This window comes from Burkholderia sp. S-53 (assembly GCF_025560745.1).
GTDB lineage: Bacteria > Pseudomonadota > Gammaproteobacteria > Burkholderiales > Burkholderiaceae > Burkholderia > Burkholderia pyrrocinia.
On sequence record NZ_CP090483.1, the window covers coordinates 1,809,938 to 1,833,798 of the forward strand.

Here is a 23,861-nt window from a genome sequence, read left to right on the forward strand (position 1 = left end):
TGCAATTCTCACGGAAAACGTCATGAAAAAATCCCTCCTGACCGCTGTCGCACTCGCGGCCCTGTCGACCTCGGCCTTCGCAGCGGGCACCGGCACGATCAACTTCACCGGCGAGATCGTCGCGGGCGCATGCGGCATCGATTCGGGCTCGGTCAACCAGACCGTGAACCTCGGCAAGGTGCCGACCAACGTGTTCAAGCAGGCCGGCGACAAGTCCACGCCGACCAACTTCGACATCAAGCTGACCGACTGCGACACGAGCATCGCGCAGAACGCGTACTTCACGTTCACGGGCACGTCGAGCGCGGGCCAGCCGAAGCTGCTCGCCACGATCGGTTCGGCAACCAACGTCGGTATCCGCCTGCAGGCCGCGTCGGGTGAATACCTCGACAACGGCGCCGAGCAGAAGGCGCCGACCGTGCTGCAAAACGGCACGAACATCGCCCGCTTCGCAGCGATGTACGAAGCGACGGCAGCCGGCGTGACGCCGGGTACCGCCGACGGCGTCGCGAACTTCACGGTCCGCTACCAGTAAGCGTCCGTATGGAGGAGGGGGCATGCATCCCTTCCTCCTTCTTCTTTCCTTCCCGTTTTCTTCTCCTCGGACTTCCGGTAGCGCCGCGTGCGAATCAGACATTCCTTCCTTTGCGTCTCCGTGCTGGTCGTCGGCAGCCAGAGCCATGCGACGGAATTCAATTCGTCGTTCCTCGACATCGACGGAACGAGCAATGTCGACCTGTCGCAGTTCTCGCAGGCCGACTTCACGCTGCCGGGCGAGTACATGCTCGACGTGCAGGTCAACGACCTGTTCTACGGGCTGCAGGCGATCGAGTTCATCGCCGTCGACGCGTCCGGCGCGGGCAAGCCGTGCCTGCGTCCGGAACTCGTCGCGCAGTTCGGGTTGAAGCCTTCGCTCGCGAAGGACCTGCCGCGTTTCCAGGGCGGACGCTGCGTCGACCTCGGCGCGATCGAGGGGGCGACCGTGCGTTACCTGAAGAGCGACGGGCGGCTCAAGATCACGATTCCGCAGGCTGCGCTCGAATTCAGCGATTCGACCTATCTGCCGCCAGAGCGATGGTCCGAAGGGATTCCCGGTGCGATGCTCGACTATCGCGTGATCGCGAACACGAACCGCAACTTCGGTGCGGGCGGCGGGCAGACGAATGCGATCCAGGCCTACGGGACGATCGGCGCGAACTGGGACGCATGGCGCTTTCGCGGCGACTACCAGGCGCAGTCGAACGTGGGCAACACGGCGTACGCGGACCGCACGTTCCGCTTCAGCCGGCTTTATGCATTTCGCGCGCTGCCGTCGATCCAGTCGACGGTGACGTTCGGCGACGACTACCTGAGCTCCGACATTTTCGACACGTTCGCGCTGACGGGCGCGTCGATCCGCAGCGACGACCGCATGCTGCCGCCTTCGCTGCGCGGTTATGCGCCGCTGATCGCGGGCGTCGCGCGCACCAACGCGACCGTGACCGTGTCGCAGGCGGGCCGCGTGCTGTACGTGACGCGCGTGTCGCCGGGTGCATTCGCACTGCAGAACATCAACACGAGCGTGCAGGGCACGCTCGACGTCGCGGTCGAGGAAGAAGACGGCAGCGTGCAGCGCTTCCAGGTGACGACGGCCGCCGTGCCGTTCCTCGCGCGCACCGGGCAGTTGCGCTACAAGGCCGCCGTCGGCAAGCCGCGCCTGTTCGGCGGCGCCGGCGTCACGCCGTTCTTCGGCTTCGGCGAAATCGCGTACGGCCTGCCGCTCGACGTCACGGTGTATGGCGGATTCATCGCCGCATCGGGTTATACGTCGATCGCGCTCGGCGTCGGCCGCGATTTCGGCACGTTCGGCGCGGTGTCGGCTGACGTCACGCATGCGCGGGCGCGCCTGTGGTGGAACGGCGCGACGCGCAACGGCAACTCGTATCGCATCAACTATTCGAAGCACTTCGACGGACTCGACGCCGACGTGCGCTTCTTCGGCTATCGCTTCTCCGAGCGCGACTACACGAACTTCGCGCAATTCTCGGGCGACCCGACCGCGTACGGCCTGGCCAACAGCAAGCAGCGCTATTCGGCGACGATGTCGAAGCGCTTCGGCGATACGTCGACCTATTTCTCGTACGACCAGACGACCTACTGGGCGCGCTCGTCCGAGCAGCGCGTCGGTCTCACGCTGACGCGCGCGTTCTCGGTCGGCACGCTGCGCAACCTGAACGTCAGCGTGTCGGCATTTCGCACGCAGAGCGCGGGCGCGAGCGGCAACCAGTTCTCGATCACCGCGACGCTGCCGATCGGCGGCCGCCACACCGTCACGTCGAACCTGACGACGGGCAGCGGCAGCACGAGCGTGAATGCGGGCTACATCTACGACGATCCGGATGGCCGCACCTACCAGGGCAACGCGGGCGCGACCGACGGCCGCGCATCGGCGAACGCGAGCTACCGCCAGCGCACGTCGGCGTACCAGCTCACCGCGCAGGCGTCGACGCTCGCCAATGCGTATGCGGCCGCGTCGCTCGAAGTCGACGGCTCGTTCGTCGCGACGCAGTACGGCGTGTCCGCACACGCGAACGGCAACGCGGGCGACACGCGGCTGCTGGTGTCGACCGACGGCGTGCGCGACGTGCCGCTGTCCGGCACGCTCACGCATACCGATTCGCGCGGCTACGCGGTGCTCGACGGCATCTCGCCGTACAACGTGTACGACGCGACCGTGAACGTCGAGAAGCTGCCGCTCGAAGTGCAGGTGACGAACCCGATCCAGCGCATGGTGCTGACCGACGGCGCGATCGGCTTCGTGAAGTTCTCCGCCGCGCGCGGCAGCAACCTGTACCTGACGCTGACCGACGCGGCCGGCAAGCCGCTGCCGTTCGGCGCGTCGGTGCAGGACGCGGCGAACGGCAAGGAGCTCGGCATCGTCGGCGAGGGCGGCGCGGCGTTCCTGACGCAGGTTCAGCCGAAGTCGTCGCTCGCGGTGCGCGCGGGCGAACGCACGCTCTGCACGGTCGACGCGCTGCCGAACCAGCTCCAACTCGAAGGCACGCCGATCCCGGTGACGTGCCAGACGCCCGGCGAGTCGCACGCAGCGGCCGCACGGGTCGAACGATGAATCCACGGATCCTGCGATGAAAAACTCTCTTTCCCTTTCCTTCCTGCGCCGCGCGCCGTGCGTGCTCGCGACCGCCGGCGCGCTGCTCGCGGGCGCCGCGCATGCGGCGATCGTGCCCGACCGCACGCGCGTGATCTTCAACGAAGGCGAGCAGGCCGCGATCGTCACGATCACCAACAAGAGCACGACATATCCGTATCTCGTGCAGTCGTGGCTCGAGGACGCGAAGGGCAACAAGATCACGTCGCCGCTGATGGTCGTGCCGCCGCTGCAGCGCGTCGAGGCGAACGAGCGCAACGTGCTGCGGATCGCGAAGCTGCCGGGCACCGAGCTGCCGGCGGATCGCGAATCGGTGTTCTACCTGAATATCCGCGAAGTGCCGCCGAAGACCGATACGCCGAACACGCTGCAGATCGCGCTGCATACGCAGATGAAGCTGTTCTACCGGCCGAAGGCCGTGCAGCCCGCGCGCGACGAGGACTGGACGCTGCCGATGACGCTGCGGGTGGACGCGGCCGCGCACAAGCTCGTGTTCGACAACCCGACGCCGTACCACGTGACGGTGGTCGACGTGAGCGCGGGGGCGCAGAAGACGACGGTGCCGATCGAGCCGGTGATGGTGAGCCCGATGGGCACGGCCGACGTGCCGTTCAAGGCCGCGACGCCATCGACGCTGTTCGTCACGCATATCGACGATTACGGCGGCCAGGTGGCGGTCGAGTATGCGTGCGACGCGGGTGCTTGCAAGAGCGTGAAGAAATGAGCGGGGGAATGCGTCATCGGGAATCGCCGGCGGCCTGGTTGCGCTGGATCGTACTCGCGGTGCTGGTCGCGGCCGTGCAGCCCGCATGGGCGCTGCGCTGCCTGACCAACAGCGGCGCGACTTCGTTGACCGAGCCGATCGGCGGCGTTGCGTCGTATCCGACCGACGCGCCGGACGGCTATGTGATCTGGGTGTCGCCGGTGCGCACGACGACAGGGTATTGCTACAAGGACCTGGGGGACGACGGCAGCCTGAAGGTCGTCGACAACATTTACTTCTACGCGAATCCGAATCGCACGAACCCTGTTGCATGGGGGCTCGAGATCGGCATCCGCTACAAGGGCATCGACTATTTCGACAAGACCAGCAATCGCGGCGGCGGGGTGTTTACCGGGTATTCGGTGCCGCCGTGCAGCAAGTACGACTTCGACCGCGGGCGTTGCCAGCAGACGCGCATCAGCATCGACTACCAGGTCGTCGTGCGCAAGAAAGGCAACTGGGTCCAGCCGCCGAGCGATATCTACACGGTGTTCCAGTTCGACGGCGAGTTCGGGCTGAACGCGTACAGCCCGAGCTTCCAGTACCGCCTGAGCGGCCTGCGCAACCTCAAGCCGACACCGTGTTTCGTCGACGTGCTCGTGACGCCCGAACCGGGCATCGTCAATTTCGGACAGGTGCAGGCGGTCGGCAACGGCTTCCTGCCGGCGGTGCCGCGCAAGCGATTCTCGTTGTCGTTGTCCAAGAAATGCAACGTCGCGGTACGCGTCGACGGGTATTTCGAAACGACCTATCCGGTTCAGAACGGGTTGCTGGTCCCTGCGAAGGACAGCAATTTCGGTATCGGCATCGAAGACAGCCAGGGCAAGGCGATTCCGTTCAACCAACAGTTCAACCTGGCGCAGTTCCCGGCCAACGTCATGAACCAAAGCGTATTGATGGACGCGGTGCTGAAGTCGTTCGGGCCGCCGAAGATCGGGCGCTTCGATGCGACGGCGACGATCCGGTTGTTCATCTATTGAGCCGCGCGCCGCAGCGCGTCCGGCCGCGAGGAAAAAAGCGCCGGCAAGCCGGCGCTTGTCCGCATCTGCTGCGTGACGCTTACCGCACTCAGCGGCACACCTTGTGATGGCGATGGTCGCATCGTACCGGCCCCTTTCGGACCGAAAGCGCGCCACACACTGCGATCGGCGAAGGGAACCCCGGTCCGCTCGAACAACGATCCCGCCAATTGTTCAGACAAATCCTGACAACTGAAAGGGGTATTTGGGAATCGTATTGAGAATGATTTGCGTTTACGTTAAATTTTGCTATCTCGAAATATGACGGAGCAGATCGATGGCCATGGCGGAAGTGCTCGACCGACCGGCGGTGGCAACGGCGAACCCGTTCCTCGGCAGTTATCCGGACCTGCCGCCGCGCGCCGCGCCGCGTGCACGCCGTGCCGCGGAGCCCCGCGCGCAGGGCGCACTGCTCGACGTGCTGATCTCGCATCGCGCGATGCTCGTCAATGTCGCGCGCGGCTTCGTCGGCTGTGCGAGCCGCGCCGAGGATGTCGTGCACGACGTATTCGTGAAGCTCGTCGATTTCCCGAACCAGGATGCGGTGCGCCAGCCGGTCGCGTACGTGACGCGGATGGTGCGCAATGCGTCGATCGACGCATGCCGCCGGCAGAGCCTCGAGAACGTCTATCACACGGAAGAGGACGACGGCTTCGACGTGCCGTCGCCCGAGCCGACGCCGGAAGCCGCGCTGATGACGCGCGATACGCTGCGGCGCGTCTGTGCCGCGCTCGACGACCTGCCGGCGCGCAGCCGCGCGGCCTTCGAGATGGTGCGGCTGCGCGAGGAGACGCTGCAGACCGCGGCGCGCGCGCTGAACGTGTCGCAGACGCTCGTGCATTTCATGGTGCGCGACGCGGAGCGCCACTGCGCGGAATGCCTCGACGCGTGCCATCGCGGCGTCGCGTGCCCGGTGTTCCTGGGCGGCCGCGCGCGGCGCCGGTAAAAAAACGCGCCGGCCAATCGTCTATCAGACAGGAGCGGCGAAATCCGCCGCTTCGCATCCTTCAACCGTCTCCCGCTTTTTTCCGATCATGACGCAAGCCACGACGCCTTCCGCCGACACCGACGATCTCGTCTACACGGTCGTCATCAACGACGAAGAACAGTATTCGATCTGGCCGACGTTCCGGCCCGTGCCGGCCGGCTGGCGCGAGGTCGGCGTGAGCGGCCCGAAGGCCGATTGTCTCGCGCACATCGAGGCCGTCTGGACCGACATGCGCCCCGCGAGCCTGCGCCGCGCGATGGACGGCGAGCGCGCGTCGCGCGCATCGTGACCCGCTGCGCCGCGATCCGGCGCGCCACCTGAAGAGGACGTTGCATGACCCTGCTTTCGTTGCCGACGCTCGACGACCTGCGTATCGAGCCGGGGCTGCCCACCGTCGTGTCGCCGCGCGGCAGCGACGGGATGTCGATCGACGACGTCGCGCCGCTGGCGCGCGAGATCGCGGCCGACACGCTCGAACGGGCGGGCGGCGTGCTGTTCACCGGCTTTCACGTGCCGTCGATCGATGCGTTCCAGCAGTTCGCGGCATCGTTCGGCGATCCGCTGATCGGCTATGAATACGCGTCGACGCCGCGCAGCCAGGTCGAAGGCGCCGTCTACACGTCGACCGAATACCCGCCGCACCGCGCGATTCCGCTGCACAACGAGCAGTCGTATACGCGCGAATGGCCGCTGCGGATCTGGTTCCACTGCGCGCTCGCGGCGCCGAAGGGCGGCGCGACGCCGATCGCGGACAGCCGCGCCGTGTATCGCGCGCTCGATCCGGCGCTGATCGCGCGCTTCGAGCGGCGCGAGCTGCTGTACGTGCGCAATTTCGGGCAGGGGCTCGACCTGCCGTGGCAGCAGTCGTTCGGCACCGACGAGCCGGCCGAGGTCGAGCGGATGTGCGCGGCGCGCGGCATCGAATGCGCATGGCGCACCGACGACGACGGCGAACTGCTGTTGCGCACCCGCGAACGCTGCCAGGCCGTGGCACGCCATCCGCGCACCGGCGATCGCGTGTGGTTCAACCAGGCGAACCTGTTTCACCTGTCCGCGCTCGACGACGACATGCAGGAAGCGCTCGTCGATGCGGTGGGGCTCGAGAACGTGCCGCGCAACGTGTACTACGGCGACGGCGAGCCGCTCGAGGCCGAGGCGCTCGCCGAGATCCGCGGCGTGCTCGACCAGCAGCGCATCGTGTTCCCGTGGCGCACGGGCGACGTGCTGATGCTCGACAACATGCTGACCGCCCATGCGCGCGACCCGTTCGAGGGGCCGCGCAAGGTCGTCGTCGCGATGGCGCAGAGTTACACGGTCCCGCGCGCGACCGAACGGAGGACCGATGACGCGTAGTACCGCCGCGCTTGCCGCGCGCGGGTTGACGGTGGGTTATCGCGACCATGTCGTGATCGACGGGCTGGACCTGTCGATCGCGGCCGGCCGCGTGACCGCGCTGTGCGGGCCGAACGGCTGCGGCAAAAGCACGCTGCTGCGCACGCTCGCGGGCCTGCAGCCCGCACGTGCCGGCCATGTCGACGTGAACGGCAAGCCGCTCGCGTCGTTTCGCCGTCGCGCGCTCGCGCGCGAGCTGACGATGCTCGCGCAGTTCAACCAGATTCCGTCGGGCCTCACGGTGCGCGAGCTCGTCGCGTACGGGCGCTATGCGTACGGCGGCTTCCTGCGCGGGCTGACGCGCGCCGACCATGCGGCGATCGACGAGGCGCTGGCGACGAGCGGCCTCGCCGACGATGCGGGTCGCGACGTCGGTGCGCTGTCGGGCGGCGAACGCCAGCGTGCGTGGATCGCGATGGCGCTCGCGCAGCAGGCGCCGATCGTGCTGCTCGACGAACCGACGACCTATCTCGACATCCATCACCAGCTCGACATCCTCGATGCGCTGCGCGCGCTGAACCGCGCGCGCGGGCTGACGATCGTGTGGGTGCTGCATGACCTGAACCAGGCGGCCGCGTACAGCGACGAGATCGTGCTGATGCGCGCGGGCCGCCTCGTCGCGCAAGGTTCGCCCGATGCGATGCTCGATCCGGCGCGGCTGCGCGCGGCGTTCGGCGTCGAGATGCTGAAGCTCGCGCACCCGCAGACGGGCGCGCCGATGTGCGTGCCGGCCTACGGGCCGGCGAGCGCCGGCACGCCGCAGGCGGCCGGCGTCTTCGATCGGGATCTCGCCCTATGACGACGTTCGCGATGCGCAAGCGCCTCGCGGCGACGGGGAAGGGCGCGACGTCCGGCCGGGCGGGCACGATCGCGATCGGCCTCGTCGCGCTGATCGCGATACTCGCGGCGCTGCGCGTCGCCCCCGATTTGCGCGTGTGGTGGGCGGCGGCGCCCGGCAGCGACGGCGCCGCGCTCGCACACGTGTTCCTGTTCGACCTCAACCTGCCGCGTGTCGCGGCCGCGCTCGTCGCGGGCGGCTGCCTCGGCATCGCAGGCGCGCTGTTCCAGTCGCTCACGCGCAATCCGCTCGCGTCGCCCGACCTGCTCAGCGTGACAGGCGGCGCCCAGCTCGGCTTGCTCGCGGCGATGCTCGTGCCGGCACTGGCGGGTGTCGCGTCGGTGCCATTGCTGTTCGTGTGCGGGCTGGCCGCCGCCGCGTGCGCGATCGTCGCGGCCGGCGGCTGGCGCGCGACGCCGTTGCGGCTCGTGCTGGCGGGCAGCGTGTGCATGCTGCTGTTCGCCGCGCTGTCGACGCTCGTGCTCGCGTTCTTCGAGCAGAACATCGCGGGCGCCGCGCTGTGGACCAACGGCAGCCTTTACCAGCCGGGCGCGACGGGCCTCGCGCTCGCCGCGCGCTGGCTCGTCGTGCCGCTGGTCGCGCTGCCGTTCGTGATCCGGCCGCTGAACCCGCTCACGCTCGGTGACGATGCGGCGGCCGCGGCCGGCGTGCGCGTCGATGCGACGCGGCTCGCCGCGACGCTCGTCGCGGTCGCGTTCACGAGCGTGGCCGTCAGTATCGCGGGCCCGCTGTCGTATGTCGGTCTCGTCGCGCCGAACCTGCTGCGCCAGGTGCGCGGCGCGCGCACAGCGCGGCTCGGCGTGCTGGTGCCGTTGTCGGCGCTCGCCGGTGGCGCGCTCGTGCTCGTCACCGACAGCGCGGTGCTCGCGTCGGGACTCGACGCGACGCTGTCGACCGGCGTCGCGATCGCGCTCATCGGCACGCCGCTGATGCTCGCGATGATCCGGCGCGGCGCCGCGTGGTCGGGCGTGCTGCATGCGGATGGCGAACGCGCGGCGGGCGGCGGCTCGACGCGGCTCGTCGGCTGGCTCGAACGGCTCGGCTGGCCGCTGCGCACGGCGTTGTTCGTCGTCGGCGGCGCGCTGGTGGTGTGGGTCGGCGTGTCCGCCGGCCCCGAGTGGCTGTCGCCCGCGCGCTGGTCCGCCGCGCTGTCCGGCCACGATGCGCTCGCGCGGATGCTGATCGACCTGCGCATGCCGCGCCTGCTATGCGCACTGCTCGCGGGCGCGCTGCTGGCCGTGAGCGGCGTCGCGATGCAGAGCGTCGTGCGCAATCCGCTCGCGGGCCCCGAAGTGCTCGGCGTCACGCAGGGCGCGGGGCTCGTCACGTTGTTCGCGTTGTCGACGTGGCCGCTGATGGGCCACGTGACGCTCGCGGCGGCCGCGCTGATCGGCGGCGGGCTGTCGCTCGCGATCACGCTCGCACTGAATCACCGGCATCGTTATGCGCCGCTCGCGGTCGCGCTGACGGGCATTGCGATCGGCGCGCTGTGGACGACGCTCGCGCAATGGCTGATCACGCAGCAAAGCGTGCAGCCCGCGCGCTTCGTCGTGTGGCTCGTCGGCGGCACCTATGGCCGCAGCTGGGGCGAGGTGTCGATGCTGCTGCCGTGGTGCGTGCTCGCGGTGCCCGTGTTCGCGTGGCTCGCGCGACCGCTCGACATGCTCGCGCTCGGCGACGACCAAGCGGCCGCGCTCGGCCTGCCGGTGGCCGCGCTGCGGCCGCTCGCGCTGACGATCGCGACGCTCGCCGCGTGCGCAGCCGTCGCGGCGGTCGGGCCGGTCGGCTTCATCGGGTTGATGGCGCCGCATGTCGCGACGATGCTCGGCGCACGCCGGCATCGCACACGGCTGTGGCTCGCGGCCGCGTGCGGCGCGCTGATTCTCGGCGTCGCGGATCTCGCGGCACGCACGGTCGTTGCGCCGCGCGAAGTGCCGGCCGGCGTGCTGACCGCGCTGATCGGCGCGCCGTACCTGCTCGGGCTGTTGATCCTCGAGGGGCGCCGCGCCCGGCGCGCAGCGCGATGACGCCGTCGTTCGACGGCGCGCGCGCCACGCGCTTCTCGGCGTTCGCGCCCGAGCCGTTCGCCGAACATCTCGACGTCGTCTGGCTCGGTTTGCCCGACGACGCGCACGCGCCGGGCCGCATCGTCGTGCCCGTCAGCGCGTTGCCCGAACATCGCGACGCGATGCTCGACGCGATGGTCCGCCATTACGGCGGCGATCCGGCGCAGCATGCGCGCGCGCTGATGTCGCAATGGAGCAAATACTATTTCGGCCGTGCGGCGCCGGCCGGCGTCGTCGCCGCGCTGACGCTCGGCAGGCCGCTCGACATGGCGCCCGAGCGCACCTTCGTCGCGCTCGACGACGGGATGCCTGTTGCGCTGTATTTCGCGGCGGACGCGCTCGGCGCGCCGTGCGACGATCCCGCGCTTCGCTATGCGGGGCTCGTCGCGCATCTCGGCGCGGTGGTCGACCTGCTCGCGGCGATGGGCCGCGTCACGCCGCGCGTGCTGTGGAGCAACGCGGGCAATCTGCTCGACTATCTGCTCGACACCTGCCGTTCGCTGCGTTGCGCGGCCGATCCCGCGCGCGACGCGGGCTGGCTGTTCGGCTCGACGTGCAACGCTTGCGAACCGAATCCGCTGCGCATGCCGGTGCGCGATGCCGTGCCGCGCTCGCCGCTGCTGCCGACGCCGTTCCGCGCGCGCCGCGTGTGCTGCCTGCGCTATGAAATTCCTGGAGAAACACAACTGTGTGGAAGCTGCCCCCTGCTACTGACGATGGACGACGCGGCGCTGGCCGGGCAGGACGCGATCCGGTGACGCATGCCGGCCGCCGGCACGCGCTGGGCGCACTCGCCGCGCTCGGTGCGGCGTGCTGCGGCGTGTTTTCCGCGTCGGCCGGTGCGGTTGCCGTTGCCGGCGGCGGACAGAGCGCGCCGCGCGCCGTGTCGCTGGCCGGCAACCCGGTCGTGTCGCAGGCGAGCACAACGATGCCCGTGCGACCGCAGCGCGTGGTCGCGCTCGACTTCATGTTCGCGGAAAGCGTGATCGCGCTCGACATCGTGCCGGTCGGGATGGCCGATACCGCGTTCTATCCGGGCTGGCTCGGCTACCAGAGCGACCGGCTCGCGCACGTGACCGACATCGGCTCGCGGCAGGAGCCGGGGCTCGAGGCGATCGCCGCGGTCAAGCCCGACCTGATCATCGGCGTCGGTTTCCGGCATGCGCCGATCTTCGACGCGCTCGACCGGATCGCACCGACGGTCCTGTTCCAGTTCAGCCCGAATGTTTCCGAGGACGGCGTGCCCGTCACGCAGCTCGACTGGATGCGGCAGATCTTCCGGACGATCGGCGCGGTGACGGGGCGCGACGCGCGCGCTCAGGCGGTCGATGCGCAACTCGATGCGGGGATCGCGCGCAATGCGGCACGGCTCGCGGCAGCGGGCAGAAAGGACGAGCGAATCGCGCTGCTGCAGGATCTCGGCTTGCCCGACCGTTACTGGGCCTATACGGGCAACAGCACGTCGGCAGGCCTCGCGCGTGCGCTCGGGCTCGATCCGTGGCCGAAGAAACCGACGCGGGAAGGCACGCTGTACGTGACGTCGGCCGACCTGCTCACGCAGCGCGGCCTGGCCGTGCTGTTCGTGACCGCGTCGGCGATGGACGTGCCGCTGTCGGCGAAACTCGCTTCGCCGGTGTGGCGCTTCGTGCCCGCGCTGCGCGATCGCCGGATCGCGCTCATCGAACGCAATATCTGGGGGTTCGGCGGGCCGATGTCGGCGCTGAAGCTGGCCGACGTGATGACCGATACGCTGCTGAAGCTGCCGGCCGCGCGTTGAGCGCGCGGTAGGTTGTCGGGCGTCGATAACGCTGTTCTAACGGGCAGGGCGTTGTCATCGGCTTGACGGTCGATGCCCCGGCCTTTCCTTGTCGCAACGCTCCAGCAACATTCCCTTCCGAACCGGATGCCGCCGACGCACCGCCATTGCGGCGCGTCGGCGATGGCTTACACGCTCAGCGCATCGACGCCGTCCTGCGCACGCGCACGCGTGGGCATCGTGTCGCTGACGATGCGGCCGTTGTCGAGCTTCAGCAGCCGGTCGGCGAGATCGAAATAGCGGTCGTCGTGCGTGATCACGATCACGGCCTTGCCGCGTGCGCGCAGCTCGGGCAGCAGTTGCTCGTAGAACACGGCCTTGAACGACGGATCCTGGTCGGCCGCCCATTCGTCGAACAGGTAGAACGGCCGGTCTTCCAGATACGCGACGACGAGCGCGAGCCGCTTGCGTTGCCCGGTCGACAGCGCGCGGGTCGAGAACGCGCCGTCGACGACCTTCACCTTGTGGTCGAGCGCCAGCTTCGCGACGAGCGCGTTCGCGCGCGCATCGGCCTGCGCGCGGGCCGGATCGTCGGGATCGACGATGCCGAGCAGTGCGTCGAACAGGTGGAAATCGTTGAATACCGCGCTGAAGCGCTGCCGGTACGCGGCGCGCTCGCGCCAGCCGATCGTGCGGCCGTCGACCTCGATCGCGCCTTCCTCGGGCTCGTAGAGCCCCGTCAGCACCTTCGCGAGCGTCGTCTTGCCGCTGCCGTTGCCGCCGACGATGAACACGAGCTCGCCCGGCTTGATCGTCAGGTCGATCGGCCCGATGCTGAACATCCGTTCGTCGCGCTCGTGGAAATACGCGTGCGTGACGCCGCGCAATGTGACGGCGCCGGCCGGCGGTACATCGGGCGCGTCGGTCGCGGGCGGCACCGTGCGCAGCGCGCCGAATTCGGCCATCACGCCTTCGATCCGCGTGAGCGACACGCGTGCCGCGTTGACGGTCGGCAGGTTGTTCAGGAGCCCGTCGAGCGGCACGAGCATGAACAGGAACACGACGACGTAGCCGGCCGCGGCGCCCGGATTCGCATGCACGCCGAGCTGCGGCCAGAACGATGCGACGCCGAGGAATACATAGAACAGGAAGATGATCCAGCCGACGCCGACCGCATACGCGCTGAACGCGCGGCGGCGGTGGTCGCGCACTTCGCCGATCGCCGCGCCGAGCTGGCCGTCGACGAACTGGCGTGCGCGCGCATCGTGCAGCTTCAGTTCCTTCGCGCCGGAAAACAGCGAGCCGAGATAGCCGAACAGGCGGTCCTGCGCCTGGCCGGCCGCTTCGAGCGACGCGATCGCGCGGCGGTCGCCGGTGTGATAGCCGAGCGAGCCGGCGATGATCGCGGCCAGCGCCAGCACGCACACGGGCCACGACAGCCACGCGAGATAACCGAGGCAGCCGAACACGATCGAACCGTGCATGACCAGGTTCGGCAGTGCGAAGAACAGCATCGACACGTTGGTCGCGTCGTCGGTCAGCACCGACTGCACGGGTGCCGCGCCGATCCGCTCGATGTCGCGCAGCTCGGCCGCGCCGACGCGCCGCGCGAGATGCACGCGCAGCCGCGCCATCGTGTCCTGCGACAGGCGGGCGAACAGCGTGCCCGACACGATCCGCGTGACGAGCGCAATCACCGCGCACAGTGCGAAGCGCCACGCGAGCGACGCATCGGCGGTGCCGGGCTGCGAGAGTGCGCGGTTGAGCGTCGCGACGAGCAGCACGCTCGCGACGCCGTTCAGCACGCACGCGGTGAGTGCCAGCGCGAGCGACGCGCGGCTTTCGCGCAACAGCGCGAGGATCAGGCGCGCCGCGGGGCGGGCGGGCGAGGCGTCGAGGGACGGCGGGGAAGAAGGCTCGTGGGCGGCAGTCATCGGCAACGTCGGTAAAGGGAAGGCAAGCGGAAACGCGAAAACGCGGGAACGGAAAAGTGATGCGAAAGCGGCGGGCGGGGCGCCCGTTCCGACTTTCCTCCCTGATAGACGAACGGGCCGCGCAAATATTTAGCAGCGCCCGCAAAAAAGGCGCCCACGCACGCTTTGAGCGCAAAACGGTAAAAAATCGGCCGCGCCGTTCGTCACACCAGTGAAGCCGCCCCAAGCGGCCCCGAGACTTGGCCGTAGCGGCCGGACCGAAGGACTTCACGCACATGACGAGTTTCCCGACTGCGCTGCATCACCGAATCCGCGAACTGGCGCGCGTCGCGCCCGACGCGCCTGCCATCGCGGTACCTTTCCAGAACGACTTGCGCCTGTCGCGCGGCGCGCTCGACGCGCGTGCGTCGCGGCTGGCCCGGCAACTGCGCGCGGCCGGCGTCGGCGCGGAAGTGCGGGTCGGCGTCTGCGTCGAGCGCTCGTGCGAGCTGTTCGTCGCGCTGCTGGCCGTACTGAAGGCGGGCGGCGTGTTCGTGCCGCTCGATCCGCGTCATCCGGCTGCGCGCCTCGACTGGATCGTCCAGGATGCGCAACTGCGGCACGGCATTGTCGACGCAGCCGGCCGCGCGGCGCTCGGCACGCCGTTCGAACACGCGTTCGACGCGGCAGCCGAAGCGGCGGGCGAGCAAGAAATTGCTGCCGATGACGAAGACGTGCCCGTGCATCCGCGTGCGGCCGCCTACATGATCTATACGTCGGGCTCGACCGGCACGCCGAAGGCGGTGGTCGTCGAGCACGGGCCGCTCGCCGCGCACTGCGACGCGCTCGCGGCCGCGTTGCCGATCGAGGCCGGCGACCGTCTGCTGCATTTCGCATCGGTCAATTTCGACGCCGCTCACGAGTGCTGGCTCGCGCCGCTCGCGATCGGCGCCAGTATCGTCGTGGCGCCGCCGCAGCCGTTTGCACCGGACGCCGCGCATGCGCTGCTGGTGCGCGAATCGGTCAACGTCGCCGCATTTCCGCCTGCATACCTGCGCGAATTCGCGGCCGTCGCCGCGCGCGACGGCGTGCCGCCGGCATTGCGCGTACTCGCGTTCGGCGGCGAAGCGCTGCCGCAGCAGGCATTCGAGTTCGTGCGCCGCACGTTCCCGTCGGCACGCCTGATCAACGGCTACGGGCCGACCGAGGCCGTGATCTCGCCGATGCTGTGGCCGGTCGAACCGGGCGAGACGCCCGTGCTGGCCGCTAACGACGCATATGCGTCGCTGCCGATCGGCCGCGTGATCGGCCCGCGCGTCGCGCGCATCGACGGCGAGTCGGGCGAAGGCGGCGAGCTGCTGCTCGGCGGCGTCTGTATCGCGCGCGGCTATCACGGCCGTCCGGCGCTGACGGCCGAACGCTTCATTCCCGATCCGGACGGCGAACCCGGCGCACGCGTGTACCGCACCGGCGATCTCGCCCGCCTGCGCGACGACGGCGCATTCGACTATCTCGGCCGTCTCGACGACCAGGTCCAGGTGCGCGGCGTGCGCGTGGAGCCCGCGGAAATCGCCGCGTGCCTGCGCTCGCATCCGGCCGTGGCCGATGCGGCTGTGGTCGCCGAAACCGGCAATGGACCGACGCGACTGATTGCGTGCATCGCGCTGCGCGCGGCGGCCGACGATGCGGCACTGAAGGCGCACGTGGGCGCGCAATTGCCGGCGGCATGGCAACCGCACCGTTTCGTGCGCTGCGATGCGCTGCCGTATACGTTGAACGGCAAGATCGACCGCGCCGCGCTGCGCGAGCGGATCGCCGCCGCGCGCGACACGACGCACGGTGCCGGCGACGTGCCGCGCACACCGACCGAGCAGCAACTCGCCGGTCTCTGGCAGACGCTGCTCGGCCTCGACGCCGCGCCGTCGCGCGACGACCGCTTCTTTGCGCTGGGCGCAGATTCGCTCGCGACGATGCAGTTGCAGGCCGCGATTCGCGCCGCATCGCGCGTGAACCTGCGGCTCGATACGCTGTTCGCCGACCCGGCGCTCGCCGAACTGGCCGAAACGATCGACCGCGCGGAACGCGAGACCGGCGAGCCGCTGGCCGTCATTTCCGCACGCCGCGCGACGGTCGATGCAGCCGCTTCGGGCGCGCAGCATGTCGACCGCGCGGCGTCGCTCGCGCAGCAACGTTTCTGGGTGCTCGCGCAAACGCGCGATGCGAGCGCCGCGTATCACATCGCCGCGCACTGGACGATCGACGGAACGCTCGAACGCGACGCGCTGCAGCGTGCACTCGATCACGTGATCGGCCGGCACGAAGCGTGGCGCACGACGCTCGTCGACAACGACGACGGCGTCGTGATGCAGCGGATTCATGCGCATCTGCCGGTGTCGATCGCCGACATCGACCTGCGCGACCAGCCGCCGGCCGCGCGCGACGCGCAAGCCGCACGACTCGCCGAGCGCGACGCGGCCGAACCGTTCGAGTTCGCACGCGGCCCGCTGCTGCGCGCGACGCTCGTCGCGCTCGCGGACGACCGTCACCGCCTGCTGCTGACCGCGCATCACGCGATCACCGACGGCTGGAGCTCGCGCTGCGCGTTCGACGAACTGTCGGCCGCGTACCGTGCGTATGCGGAAGGCCGCGAACCGTCGTTGCCCGATCTGCCGATTCAGTACGCGGACTACGCGGACTGGCAGCGCGGCATGCTGGCCGGCGGCGAAGGCGAACGCCAGCTCGACTACTGGCGCGGCGCATTGCGCGACGTGCCGGGCCCGATCGCGCTGCCGGTCGACCGTCAGCCGGGCGCCGCACGCACGCTGCGGGGCGCGCGCGTGTCGGTGCGCGTGCCCGACGCGGTCGCGGCCGACGTGCGGCAACTCGCGCGCGATGCGCAGGCCACCGTCTTCACGGTGCTGCTGGCCGCGCTCGACGCATGGCTGTCGCGCCTGACCGGCGAAACGGATGTCGTCGTCGCGGTGCCGGTCGCGCATCGCCAGCGCCCCGAAACGCGTGGGTTGCTCGGGCTGTTCCTGAATACGGTCGCGCTGCGCGTGCGCGTGGCGCCGACGCTGCCGTTCCGCGCGCTCGTCGACGCGGCGCGCACGGCGGCGCTCGACGCGGTCGCGCACCAGGACGTGCCGTTCGAGCGCGTCGTCGATGCGGTGAAGCCGCCGGTCAAGCGCGGCGACGAATGGCTGCGCGTGAAACTCGCGCAGCAGTTCGACGCGCGGCACGACAGCGTGCTGCCGGGTGCGACGGCGGTCGCGACACCGGGGCCCGATCTGGCCGCGCGGTTCGACTTCGCGCTGGATTTCACCGACGACGCGAACGGGATCGAACTGGTCGCCGCCTATGCGACCGACTGCATCGACGCCGACACCGCCCGCGCGTGGCTCGACAGCTATGCGGCGCTCGTCGGCGCGGCCGCGCACGATCCGCAACGCACGACGGCCGCGCTGCCATGCGACGCGTCGGCCGCGTTGCGCCAGCCGCGTGACGGCCGTGCGCTGCGCGTCGAACATGCCGACATCGTCGCCGCATTCGCGCGGCAGGCGGCCGCGTATCCGCATCGCGTCGCGCTCGTCGACGCGTCGGCATCGCTGACGTTCGCCGAACTCGACGACGCGTCGAACCGCATCGCGCGCGCGCTGACGCAACGCGGTGTGGCCGCCGAAGCGTCCGTCGTCGTCTGTATCGAGCGATCGACGCGCTTCGTCGTCGGCCTGCTCGGCGCGCTGAAGGCCGGCGCGCTCGCCGTGTTGCTCGATCCCGCACAACCGTCCGCGCGTCTCGCCGCGGCGGCAGCCGACTGCGGTGCGCGCTGGGCGCTCGTCGCGGAGACGGCCGCATGGCCCGCCGGCATCGACGCGCAGCCGCTCGACGTCGATACGCTCGCACAGGACGCGACGCTCGCGCATGCCGCCGGCGTGCGCGTCGCACCGCATCCGGAACAGGGCGCATACCTGGTCTATACGTCGGGTTCGACCGGCACGCCGAAGGGCGTCGTCGTGTCGCACGGCGCACTGGCCGATTACGTGCAGGGGATGCTGGACGAACTCGCGTTCGCGCCGGACGCGTCGTTCGCGATGGTGTCGACCGTCGCGGCCGACCTCGGCCACACGACGCTGTTCGGCGCGCTGTGCGCGGGCCGCACGCTGCACCTGCTGCCGGCCGCGTGTGCGTTCGATCCCGACCTGTTCGCGGACGAGATGCGCCGCCGCGACGTCGGCGTGCTGAAGATCGTGCCGAGCCACCTGCAGGCGCTGCTCGACGCGCGCGTGCCGGCCGACGTGCTGCCGCGCCACGCGCTCGTGACGGGCGGCGAAACGCTCACGTGGGCGCTCGTCGCGCGCCTGGCCGCGCTCGCGCCGGCTTGCCGCGTGATCAACCATTACGGGCCCACCGAAGCGACGGTCGGCGCGATCGCGTGCGACACGGCGTCGATTGCCGCCGATGCGCGCGATCCCGCGAGCGGCGTGCCGCTCGGCTTGCCGCTGCCGAATGCGCGCGCGCTCGTGCTCGACGCGTTCGGCGCATGCGTGCCGGCCGGCGCGACGGGCGAGCTGTATCTGGGCGGGCCGGGCGTTGCGCGCGGCTACCTCGGGCGTCCGGCGCAGACTGCCGAACGCTTCGTGCCCGATCCGTTCACGCCCGGCGCGCGGCTGTATCGCACCGGCGACCGCGTGCGCTTGCGCGCGGACGGCCGTCTCGCGTTCCTCGGCCGCATCGACGATCAGGTGAAGATTCGCGGCTACCGCGTCGAACCGGGCGAGGTGAGTGCGGCCGTGCGCGCGGCCGGTCCGGTTGCGCAAGCCGAAACGCTCGCGATCGAGCATGACGGCCGCCTGCGTCTCGCAACCTTCATCGTGATGCGCGATGGTGCGGCATTCGACGAGGCAGCCATGCGCGCGGCGCTCGCCGCGAAGCTGCCCGACTACATGGTGCCCGCGCAGTTCGTCGCGCTCGCGCGCCTGCCGGTGACCGCGAACGGCAAGATCGATCGCGCGGCACTGCGCGAACTGGCGGCCGCGCCGGTCGCGATCGCGTCCGGCAACGCGCCGCAGGGCGAGGTCGAAACGGTGCTCGCCGAAGTCTGGCAGGCCGTGCTGAAGGCACCGCAGGTGGGCCGCGACGACAACTTCTTCGAACTCGGCGGCGATTCGATCCTCGTGTTGCAGGTGATTGCCCGTGCGCGCAAGCGCGGCGTGCGCTTCACGCCGAAGCAACTGTTCGACGGCCCGACGGTGGCCGAGCTCGCACGCATCGCGAAGACCGAGGACGTGACTGCCGCTGCGCAGCCTGCAATCGCAACCGCGGCGGCAACGCCCGCTGCCGCGCAAGTCCTGACGCCCGCGCAACAGCGCTTCTTCGCGCTCGACGTCCCGCAGCGCGGCCACTGGAACCAGTCGATCGCGTTCGACGTGCGCGGGCCGTTCGACGCGGACGCGTTCGCGCGCGCATTCGATGCGCTGCTGACGCATCACGACGCGTTCCGCCAGCGCTTCGCGCGAGGTACGGACGGCACGTGGCACGCCAGCGATGCCGCGAAGCCGTACGATGCGCTGCCGTTCGTCGAAGTCGCCGCACGCGACGAAGCCGACGCGCTCGCGCGCTTCGACGCGTTGCAGCGCCGTCTCGACCTCGGCCGCGGCCCGCTTGCGTGCGCGTGCGCGGCCCGGATGCCGGACGGTTCGACGCAGCTCTATCTCGCGATTCACCACGCGATCGTCGACGGCGTATCGTGGCGCATCCTGCTCGACGACCTCGACTCGGCCTACCGCGCAGCATGCGAACGCACGCCGGTCCGGCTGTCGCAGCCGGGCCTGCGCGCGGACGCGTGGGCCGCACGGCTCGCGCGCGCGGCGACGGGACCGGCGTCGCCATTCGCGGCCGAGGCCGCGTACTGGGCCGCGATGGCGCAGGGCGACGACCTCGTGCCCGATCACCCCGACGCAGCGGCGACGAATGCCGATGCGGCCGTCGTCGTGCAGACCATCGACGCGGCATTGACGCGTGCGGCGCTGACCGATGCGCATGCGGCCTATCGCACGCAGACGATCGAACTGCTGGGTGCGGCGCTCGCGCTGGCGCTGGCCGGCGTGCGAGGCTCGGCATCGTGCCGCATCGAACTGGAAGGGCATGGCCGCGAGGCGCTGTTCGACGATGCGGACGCGAGCCGCACGATCGGCTGGCTGACGAGCCACTACCCGGTGACGTTGCCGGTCGAAGCGACCGCGAACGACACGCTGTGCGCGGTCAAGGACACGCTGCGCGCGGTGCCGCACAAGGGGCTCGGCTTCGGCGTGCTCGCACACTACGGCGATGCGGCGACGCGCGCGGCGCTGGCCGCCGTGCCGCGCCCGCGCGTCACGTTCAACTATCTCGGCCAGTTCGACGCGCCGCGCGACGCAACGCTCGTGCCACGCTTCGGCGGCACCGGCGTCGAGCGCGATCAGCAAGGGCCGCTCGGCAATACGCTCGCGATCCACGCGTACCTCGATACCGACCGGGACGGCGCGCGCACGCTGAAAGTGCACTGGGTGTACGGCGCGCCCCAGTTCGAGCGCGCGACGATCGACGCGTTTGCCGAGCGCTTCGCGGCCGCGCTGCGGGAACTCGTTGAAGCCTGCGCGTCACGCGTCGCGCATCGCGGCGGTGGCGCGACGCCGGGCGATTTCCCGCTCGCGCAGGCCGCCGGCCTTACGCAGGCTGCGATCGAACGCACGCCGCTCGACTGGCGCACGATCGACGACGTGTATCCGCTGTCGCCGATGCAGCAGGGCATCCTGTTTCATGCACTGTTCGCACCCGGCCACGCGAGCTACGTGAACCAGCTCGTCGCGACCGCGACCGCGCTCGATGCCGACCGCCTCGCGGCCGCGTTCGACGCGTCCGTCGCACGCCACGACATCCTGCGCACGAGCGTGATGCCCGACGAAGCCGCGCCGCTGCAGTGCGTGCATCGCCACGCACGGATGCCGGTCGAGCAGCTTGACTGGCGCACGCGCGGCGACACGCTCGACGCCGATTTCGACGCATGGCTCGCGGCCGACCGCGCCCGCGGTTTCGACTGGCGCGAGCCGCCGCTGATGCGGCTCACGCTGATCCGCGTGACGGACGACGCGTGGCGCGTCGTGTGGACGCGTCATCACGTGCTGCTCGACGGCTGGAGCACCGCGCGCCTGCTCGCGGACGTGCTGCGCGACTATCGCGACCCGGACGCCGTGTCGCCGTTCGCGAGCCGCCCGGCGCTGCGCTATCGCGACTTCATCGCGTGGCTCGGCACACGCGACCGCGATGCCGACGAACGTTTCTGGACCGACCGCCTCGCGCGGCTCGACGCACCGACGCTGATCGCGGAACGCACGGCCGACCGCGCGGACGCCGAGATGATCACGTGGCGTGCGACGATCGATGCGGACGCGATGACGCGCGTCGCGCAGACGGCGCGCGCACTGAAGCTGACCGTCAACACGCTGGTGCAGGGCGCATGGGCGCTCGCGCTGCAGCGGATGACGCACCAGCCGGCCGTTGCGTTCGGCGCGACCGTCGCGGGCCGTCCCGATGTGCTCGCGGACGTCGACACGGTGCTCGGTCTTTTCATCAACACGCTGCCGGTGATCACCGCGCCCGCGCCGCAGCAACGCGCGGCCGACTGGCTGCAAACGCTGCAGCGCGAGAACGCGGCCGCCGCCGAGCATGCGCACACGCCGCTTGCCGACATCCAGCGCTGGGCGCGCGGCGCGGGCGGCGCACTGTTCGACACGCTGGTCGTGTTCGAGAACTACCCGGTGGACGACACGGCGCGCGACGCCGATCCGCGCGCGCTTGCACTGAGCGGCGTGCGCAGCATCGAAGCGACCGATTTCGCGCTGACGCTCGTGATCGAGAGCGGTGCCGACCTGACGATCGACTACGGCTACGACACCGCGCGCATCGATGCGCGGCAGGTCGAGACCTGGCACCGTGCGTTCGCGTGCGCGCTCGATGCGCTGGCCCGCACGCCGGACGCGCTGCTCGGCACGCTGTCGATCGCCGACGACGCAACCCGCGACGCACTGGCGCTAGCGCAGGACACGGCGCGCTCATGGCCGGCTTCGCAACGTCAGCCGCTGCATCTGCAATTCGTCGATGCGGCGCACGCGACGCCCCACGCGATCGCGCTCGAATACGCGGACGTTCACGGCGGCGTGCATCGCGCGACCTATCGCGAACTCGACATCGGCACGTCGCGCATCGCGGCTGCGCTGCGCCGGCGCGGCGTGCAGCCCGACACGCCGGTCGCGCTGTGCGTCGAGCGCTCGTTCGACATGGTGATGGCGCTCGTCGGCGTGCTGAAGGCCGGTGCGGCGTACCTGCCGGTCGATCCGGACTATCCGGCCGAGCGCATCGCATACCTGCTGCGCGACGCGCGGCCGGCCGTCGCGATCACGCAGGCGCATCTGCGCGAGCAGGTCGAGGCCGCTTTGGGTGACGACGCAGCGACGCAGTTGCTGACGGTCGCGGACCTGCTCGCCGATGAAGCGGGCGAACGTGAAGAAGCACCCGCAGGCGTCGCCATCGACGACACCCAGCTCGCGTACCTGATCTATACGTCCGGTTCGACCGGCAAGCCGAAGGGCGCCGGCAACACGCACGGCGCGCTCGCGAACCGGATCGCGTGGATGCAGCACGCGTACCGGCTGACGCGCGACGACGTCGTGCTGCACAAGACGCCGTTCGGCTTCGACGTGTCGGTCTGGGAATTCGTGTGGCCGCTGGCGATCGGCGCGAAGCTCGCGATCGCCGCGCCCGGCGACCATCGCGATCCGGCGCGTCTCGCGGCCGCGATCCATGCGCACGGCGTGACGGTGCTGCATTTCGTGCCGTCGATGCTCGCCGCGTTCGCCGCGTATCTCGACGATTTCTCGGCCGCCGCGCAATGCGACAGCGTGCGTCTGATCGTCGCGAGCGGCGAGGCACTGGCACCCGAACTCGTCGCGAAGATCGCGCGGCTGCTGCCGAACGCGACGCTCGTCAACCTGTACGGGCCGACCGAGGCCGCGATCGACGTGTCGCACTGGACCTGCGGCCCCGACGATGCGAATGCGGTCGCGGTGCCGATCGGCCATCCGATCGCGAACCTGCAACTGCACGTGCTCGATGCCGCATGGCAGCCGGTGCCGGCCGGCGCGACCGGCGAACTGTACCTGGCAGGCGCGGGCCTGGCGCGCGGTTATCTCGGCCGCCCGGCGCTGACCGCCGAGCGTTTCGTGCCCGATCCCTTCGTGCCGGGCGCACGCATGTACCGCACGGGCGACCTCGCACGTCGGCGTGCCGACGGCGCGCTCGACTATCTCGGCCGCGTCGACACGCAGGTGAAGCTGCGCGGCCAGCGGATCGAGCCGGGCGAGATCGAGGCGCTGCTGCGCGCGGCGCCCGGCGTGAACGATGCGGTCGTGATCGTGCGCGACGAGCAACTGATCGGCTATGTCGCACGCGGCGACGCAGGCCCGCTCGACCGCGCGGCGCTGCTCGATGCGTTGCGCGCGCAACTGCCGGCCTACATGGTGCCGTCGCAACTGATCGAACTCGACGCATTGCCCGTCACGCCGAACGGCAAGTGCGACCGTCATGCGTTGCCCGCGCCGGTACGTGAAGCGGCGGAAGCCGTCGAACTCGCGACCGATACCGAACGTGCGCTCGCGGAGATCTGGCAACGCGTGCTGCACGTCGACGCGATCGGCCGCGATGGAGATTTCTTCCTGCTCGGCGGCCATTCGCTGCTCGCGACGCAGGCCCACGCGCAGGCGAACCTGCACTGGGGGCTCGCGCTGCCGCTGCGCACGCTGTTCGACAAACGCACGCTCGCGCGCTGCGCGGAAGCGATCGACGCGGCCTGCGCGGCACGCGGCGCGACCGATGCGGCAAGCGCGATCGACGCGCTGCTCGGCGAACTGGAAACCCAATAAG

General features: G+C 70.1%; 13 protein-coding genes. 12 read left to right on the forward strand and 1 reads right to left on the reverse strand.

Annotated elements, in window-relative coordinates:
- Positions 1-22 precede the first annotated feature (22 nt).
- The 11 genes from LXM88_RS13360 to LXM88_RS13410 all read left to right on the forward strand — a co-directional run bounded on the left by LXM88_RS13360 (position 23) and on the right by LXM88_RS13410 (position 12,012).
- Positions 23-535, forward strand: coding sequence for a fimbrial protein (locus LXM88_RS13360; protein ID WP_034184132.1), 513 nt, complete (start codon positions 23-25; stop codon positions 533-535).
- A gap of 120 nt (positions 536-655) precedes the next feature.
- Positions 656-3,109: a fimbria/pilus outer membrane usher protein gene (locus tag LXM88_RS13365; RefSeq protein ID WP_262542842.1), complete on the forward strand. Its 2,454-nt coding sequence runs from the start codon at positions 656-658 to the stop codon at positions 3,107-3,109.
- A 16-nt stretch (positions 3,110-3,125) separates the two neighbouring features.
- Entirely contained in the window at positions 3,126-3,872 is a 747-nt protein-coding gene (locus LXM88_RS13370; protein WP_262542777.1) for a fimbrial biogenesis chaperone, read from the forward strand.
- Positions 3,869-4,891 carry a fimbrial protein gene (locus tag LXM88_RS13375; protein ID WP_262542778.1) on the forward strand — a complete coding sequence of 341 codons (1,023 nt, stop codon included), beginning with the start codon at positions 3,869-3,871 and terminating at the stop codon, positions 4,889-4,891. The genes LXM88_RS13370 and LXM88_RS13375 overlap by 4 nt, the downstream gene beginning before the upstream one ends.
- A 316-nt stretch (positions 4,892-5,207) precedes the next feature.
- Positions 5,208-5,876 (forward strand): RNA polymerase factor sigma-70, encoded by a 669-nt coding sequence (locus tag LXM88_RS13380; protein ID WP_262542779.1) that lies wholly within the window; start codon positions 5,208-5,210, stop codon positions 5,874-5,876.
- A gap of 88 nt (positions 5,877-5,964) precedes the next feature.
- Positions 5,965-6,207, forward strand: coding sequence for an MbtH family protein (locus LXM88_RS13385; RefSeq protein ID WP_175828996.1), 243 nt, complete (start codon positions 5,965-5,967; stop codon positions 6,205-6,207).
- Positions 6,208-6,251: 44 nt separating this feature from the next.
- Complete coding sequence (locus LXM88_RS13390) at positions 6,252-7,271, forward strand: TauD/TfdA family dioxygenase (protein ID WP_262542780.1); 1,020 nt, start codon at positions 6,252-6,254, stop codon at positions 7,269-7,271.
- Complete coding sequence (locus tag LXM88_RS13395) at positions 7,261-8,109, forward strand: ABC transporter ATP-binding protein (protein WP_262542781.1); 849 nt, start codon at positions 7,261-7,263, stop codon at positions 8,107-8,109. Before LXM88_RS13390 ends, LXM88_RS13395 begins: the two co-directional genes overlap by 11 nt.
- Positions 8,106-10,196 carry a Fe(3+)-hydroxamate ABC transporter permease FhuB gene (gene fhuB / locus LXM88_RS13400; RefSeq protein WP_262542782.1) on the forward strand — a complete coding sequence of 697 codons (2,091 nt, stop codon included), beginning with the start codon at positions 8,106-8,108 and terminating at the stop codon, positions 10,194-10,196. Before LXM88_RS13395 ends, fhuB begins: the two co-directional genes overlap by 4 nt.
- Positions 10,193-10,993, forward strand: coding sequence for a siderophore-iron reductase FhuF (gene fhuF / locus LXM88_RS13405; RefSeq protein WP_262542783.1), 801 nt, complete (start codon positions 10,193-10,195; stop codon positions 10,991-10,993). Before fhuB ends, fhuF begins: the two co-directional genes overlap by 4 nt.
- Positions 10,990-12,012, forward strand: coding sequence for an ABC transporter substrate-binding protein (locus tag LXM88_RS13410; protein ID WP_262542784.1), 1,023 nt, complete (start codon positions 10,990-10,992; stop codon positions 12,010-12,012). Before fhuF ends, LXM88_RS13410 begins: the two co-directional genes overlap by 4 nt.
- 167 nt (positions 12,013-12,179) lie before the next feature.
- Here LXM88_RS13410 and LXM88_RS13415 read toward each other — a convergent pair whose 3' ends face one another.
- Entirely contained in the window at positions 12,180-13,925 is a 1,746-nt protein-coding gene (locus tag LXM88_RS13415) for a cyclic peptide export ABC transporter (protein WP_262542785.1), read from the reverse strand.
- Positions 13,926-14,200: 275 nt separating this feature from the next.
- On the opposite strand from LXM88_RS13415, the gene LXM88_RS13420 reads away from it, so the two are divergent.
- The gene (locus tag LXM88_RS13420) at positions 14,201-23,860 is read left to right on the forward strand and encodes a non-ribosomal peptide synthetase (RefSeq protein ID WP_262542787.1); all 9,660 of its coding nucleotides are present in this window, start codon (positions 14,201-14,203) and stop codon (positions 23,858-23,860) included.
- Position 23,861 lies beyond the last annotated feature (1 nt).

Coding starts and splice junctions, on each gene's coding strand:
- LXM88_RS13395 (WP_262542781.1), top strand. CDS start 7,261: ATGACGCGTAGTACCGCCGCGCTTGCCGCGCGCGGGTTGACGGTGGGT.
- fhuB (WP_262542782.1), top strand. CDS start 8,106: ATGACGACGTTCGCGATGCGCAAGCGCCTCGCGGCGACGGGGAAGGGC.
- LXM88_RS13380 (WP_262542779.1), top strand. CDS start 5,208: ATGGCCATGGCGGAAGTGCTCGACCGACCGGCGGTGGCAACGGCGAAC.
- LXM88_RS13370 (WP_262542777.1), top strand. CDS start 3,126: ATGAAAAACTCTCTTTCCCTTTCCTTCCTGCGCCGCGCGCCGTGCGTG.
- fhuF (WP_262542783.1), top strand. CDS start 10,193: ATGACGCCGTCGTTCGACGGCGCGCGCGCCACGCGCTTCTCGGCGTTC.
- LXM88_RS13415 (WP_262542785.1), bottom strand. CDS start 13,925: ATGACTGCCGCCCACGAGCCTTCTTCCCCGCCGTCCCTCGACGCCTCG.
- LXM88_RS13375 (WP_262542778.1), top strand. CDS start 3,869: ATGAGCGGGGGAATGCGTCATCGGGAATCGCCGGCGGCCTGGTTGCGC.
- LXM88_RS13420 (WP_262542787.1), top strand. CDS start 14,201: ATGACGAGTTTCCCGACTGCGCTGCATCACCGAATCCGCGAACTGGCG.
- LXM88_RS13360 (WP_034184132.1), top strand. CDS start 23: ATGAAAAAATCCCTCCTGACCGCTGTCGCACTCGCGGCCCTGTCGACC.
- LXM88_RS13385 (WP_175828996.1), top strand. CDS start 5,965: ATGACGCAAGCCACGACGCCTTCCGCCGACACCGACGATCTCGTCTAC.
- LXM88_RS13390 (WP_262542780.1), top strand. CDS start 6,252: ATGACCCTGCTTTCGTTGCCGACGCTCGACGACCTGCGTATCGAGCCG.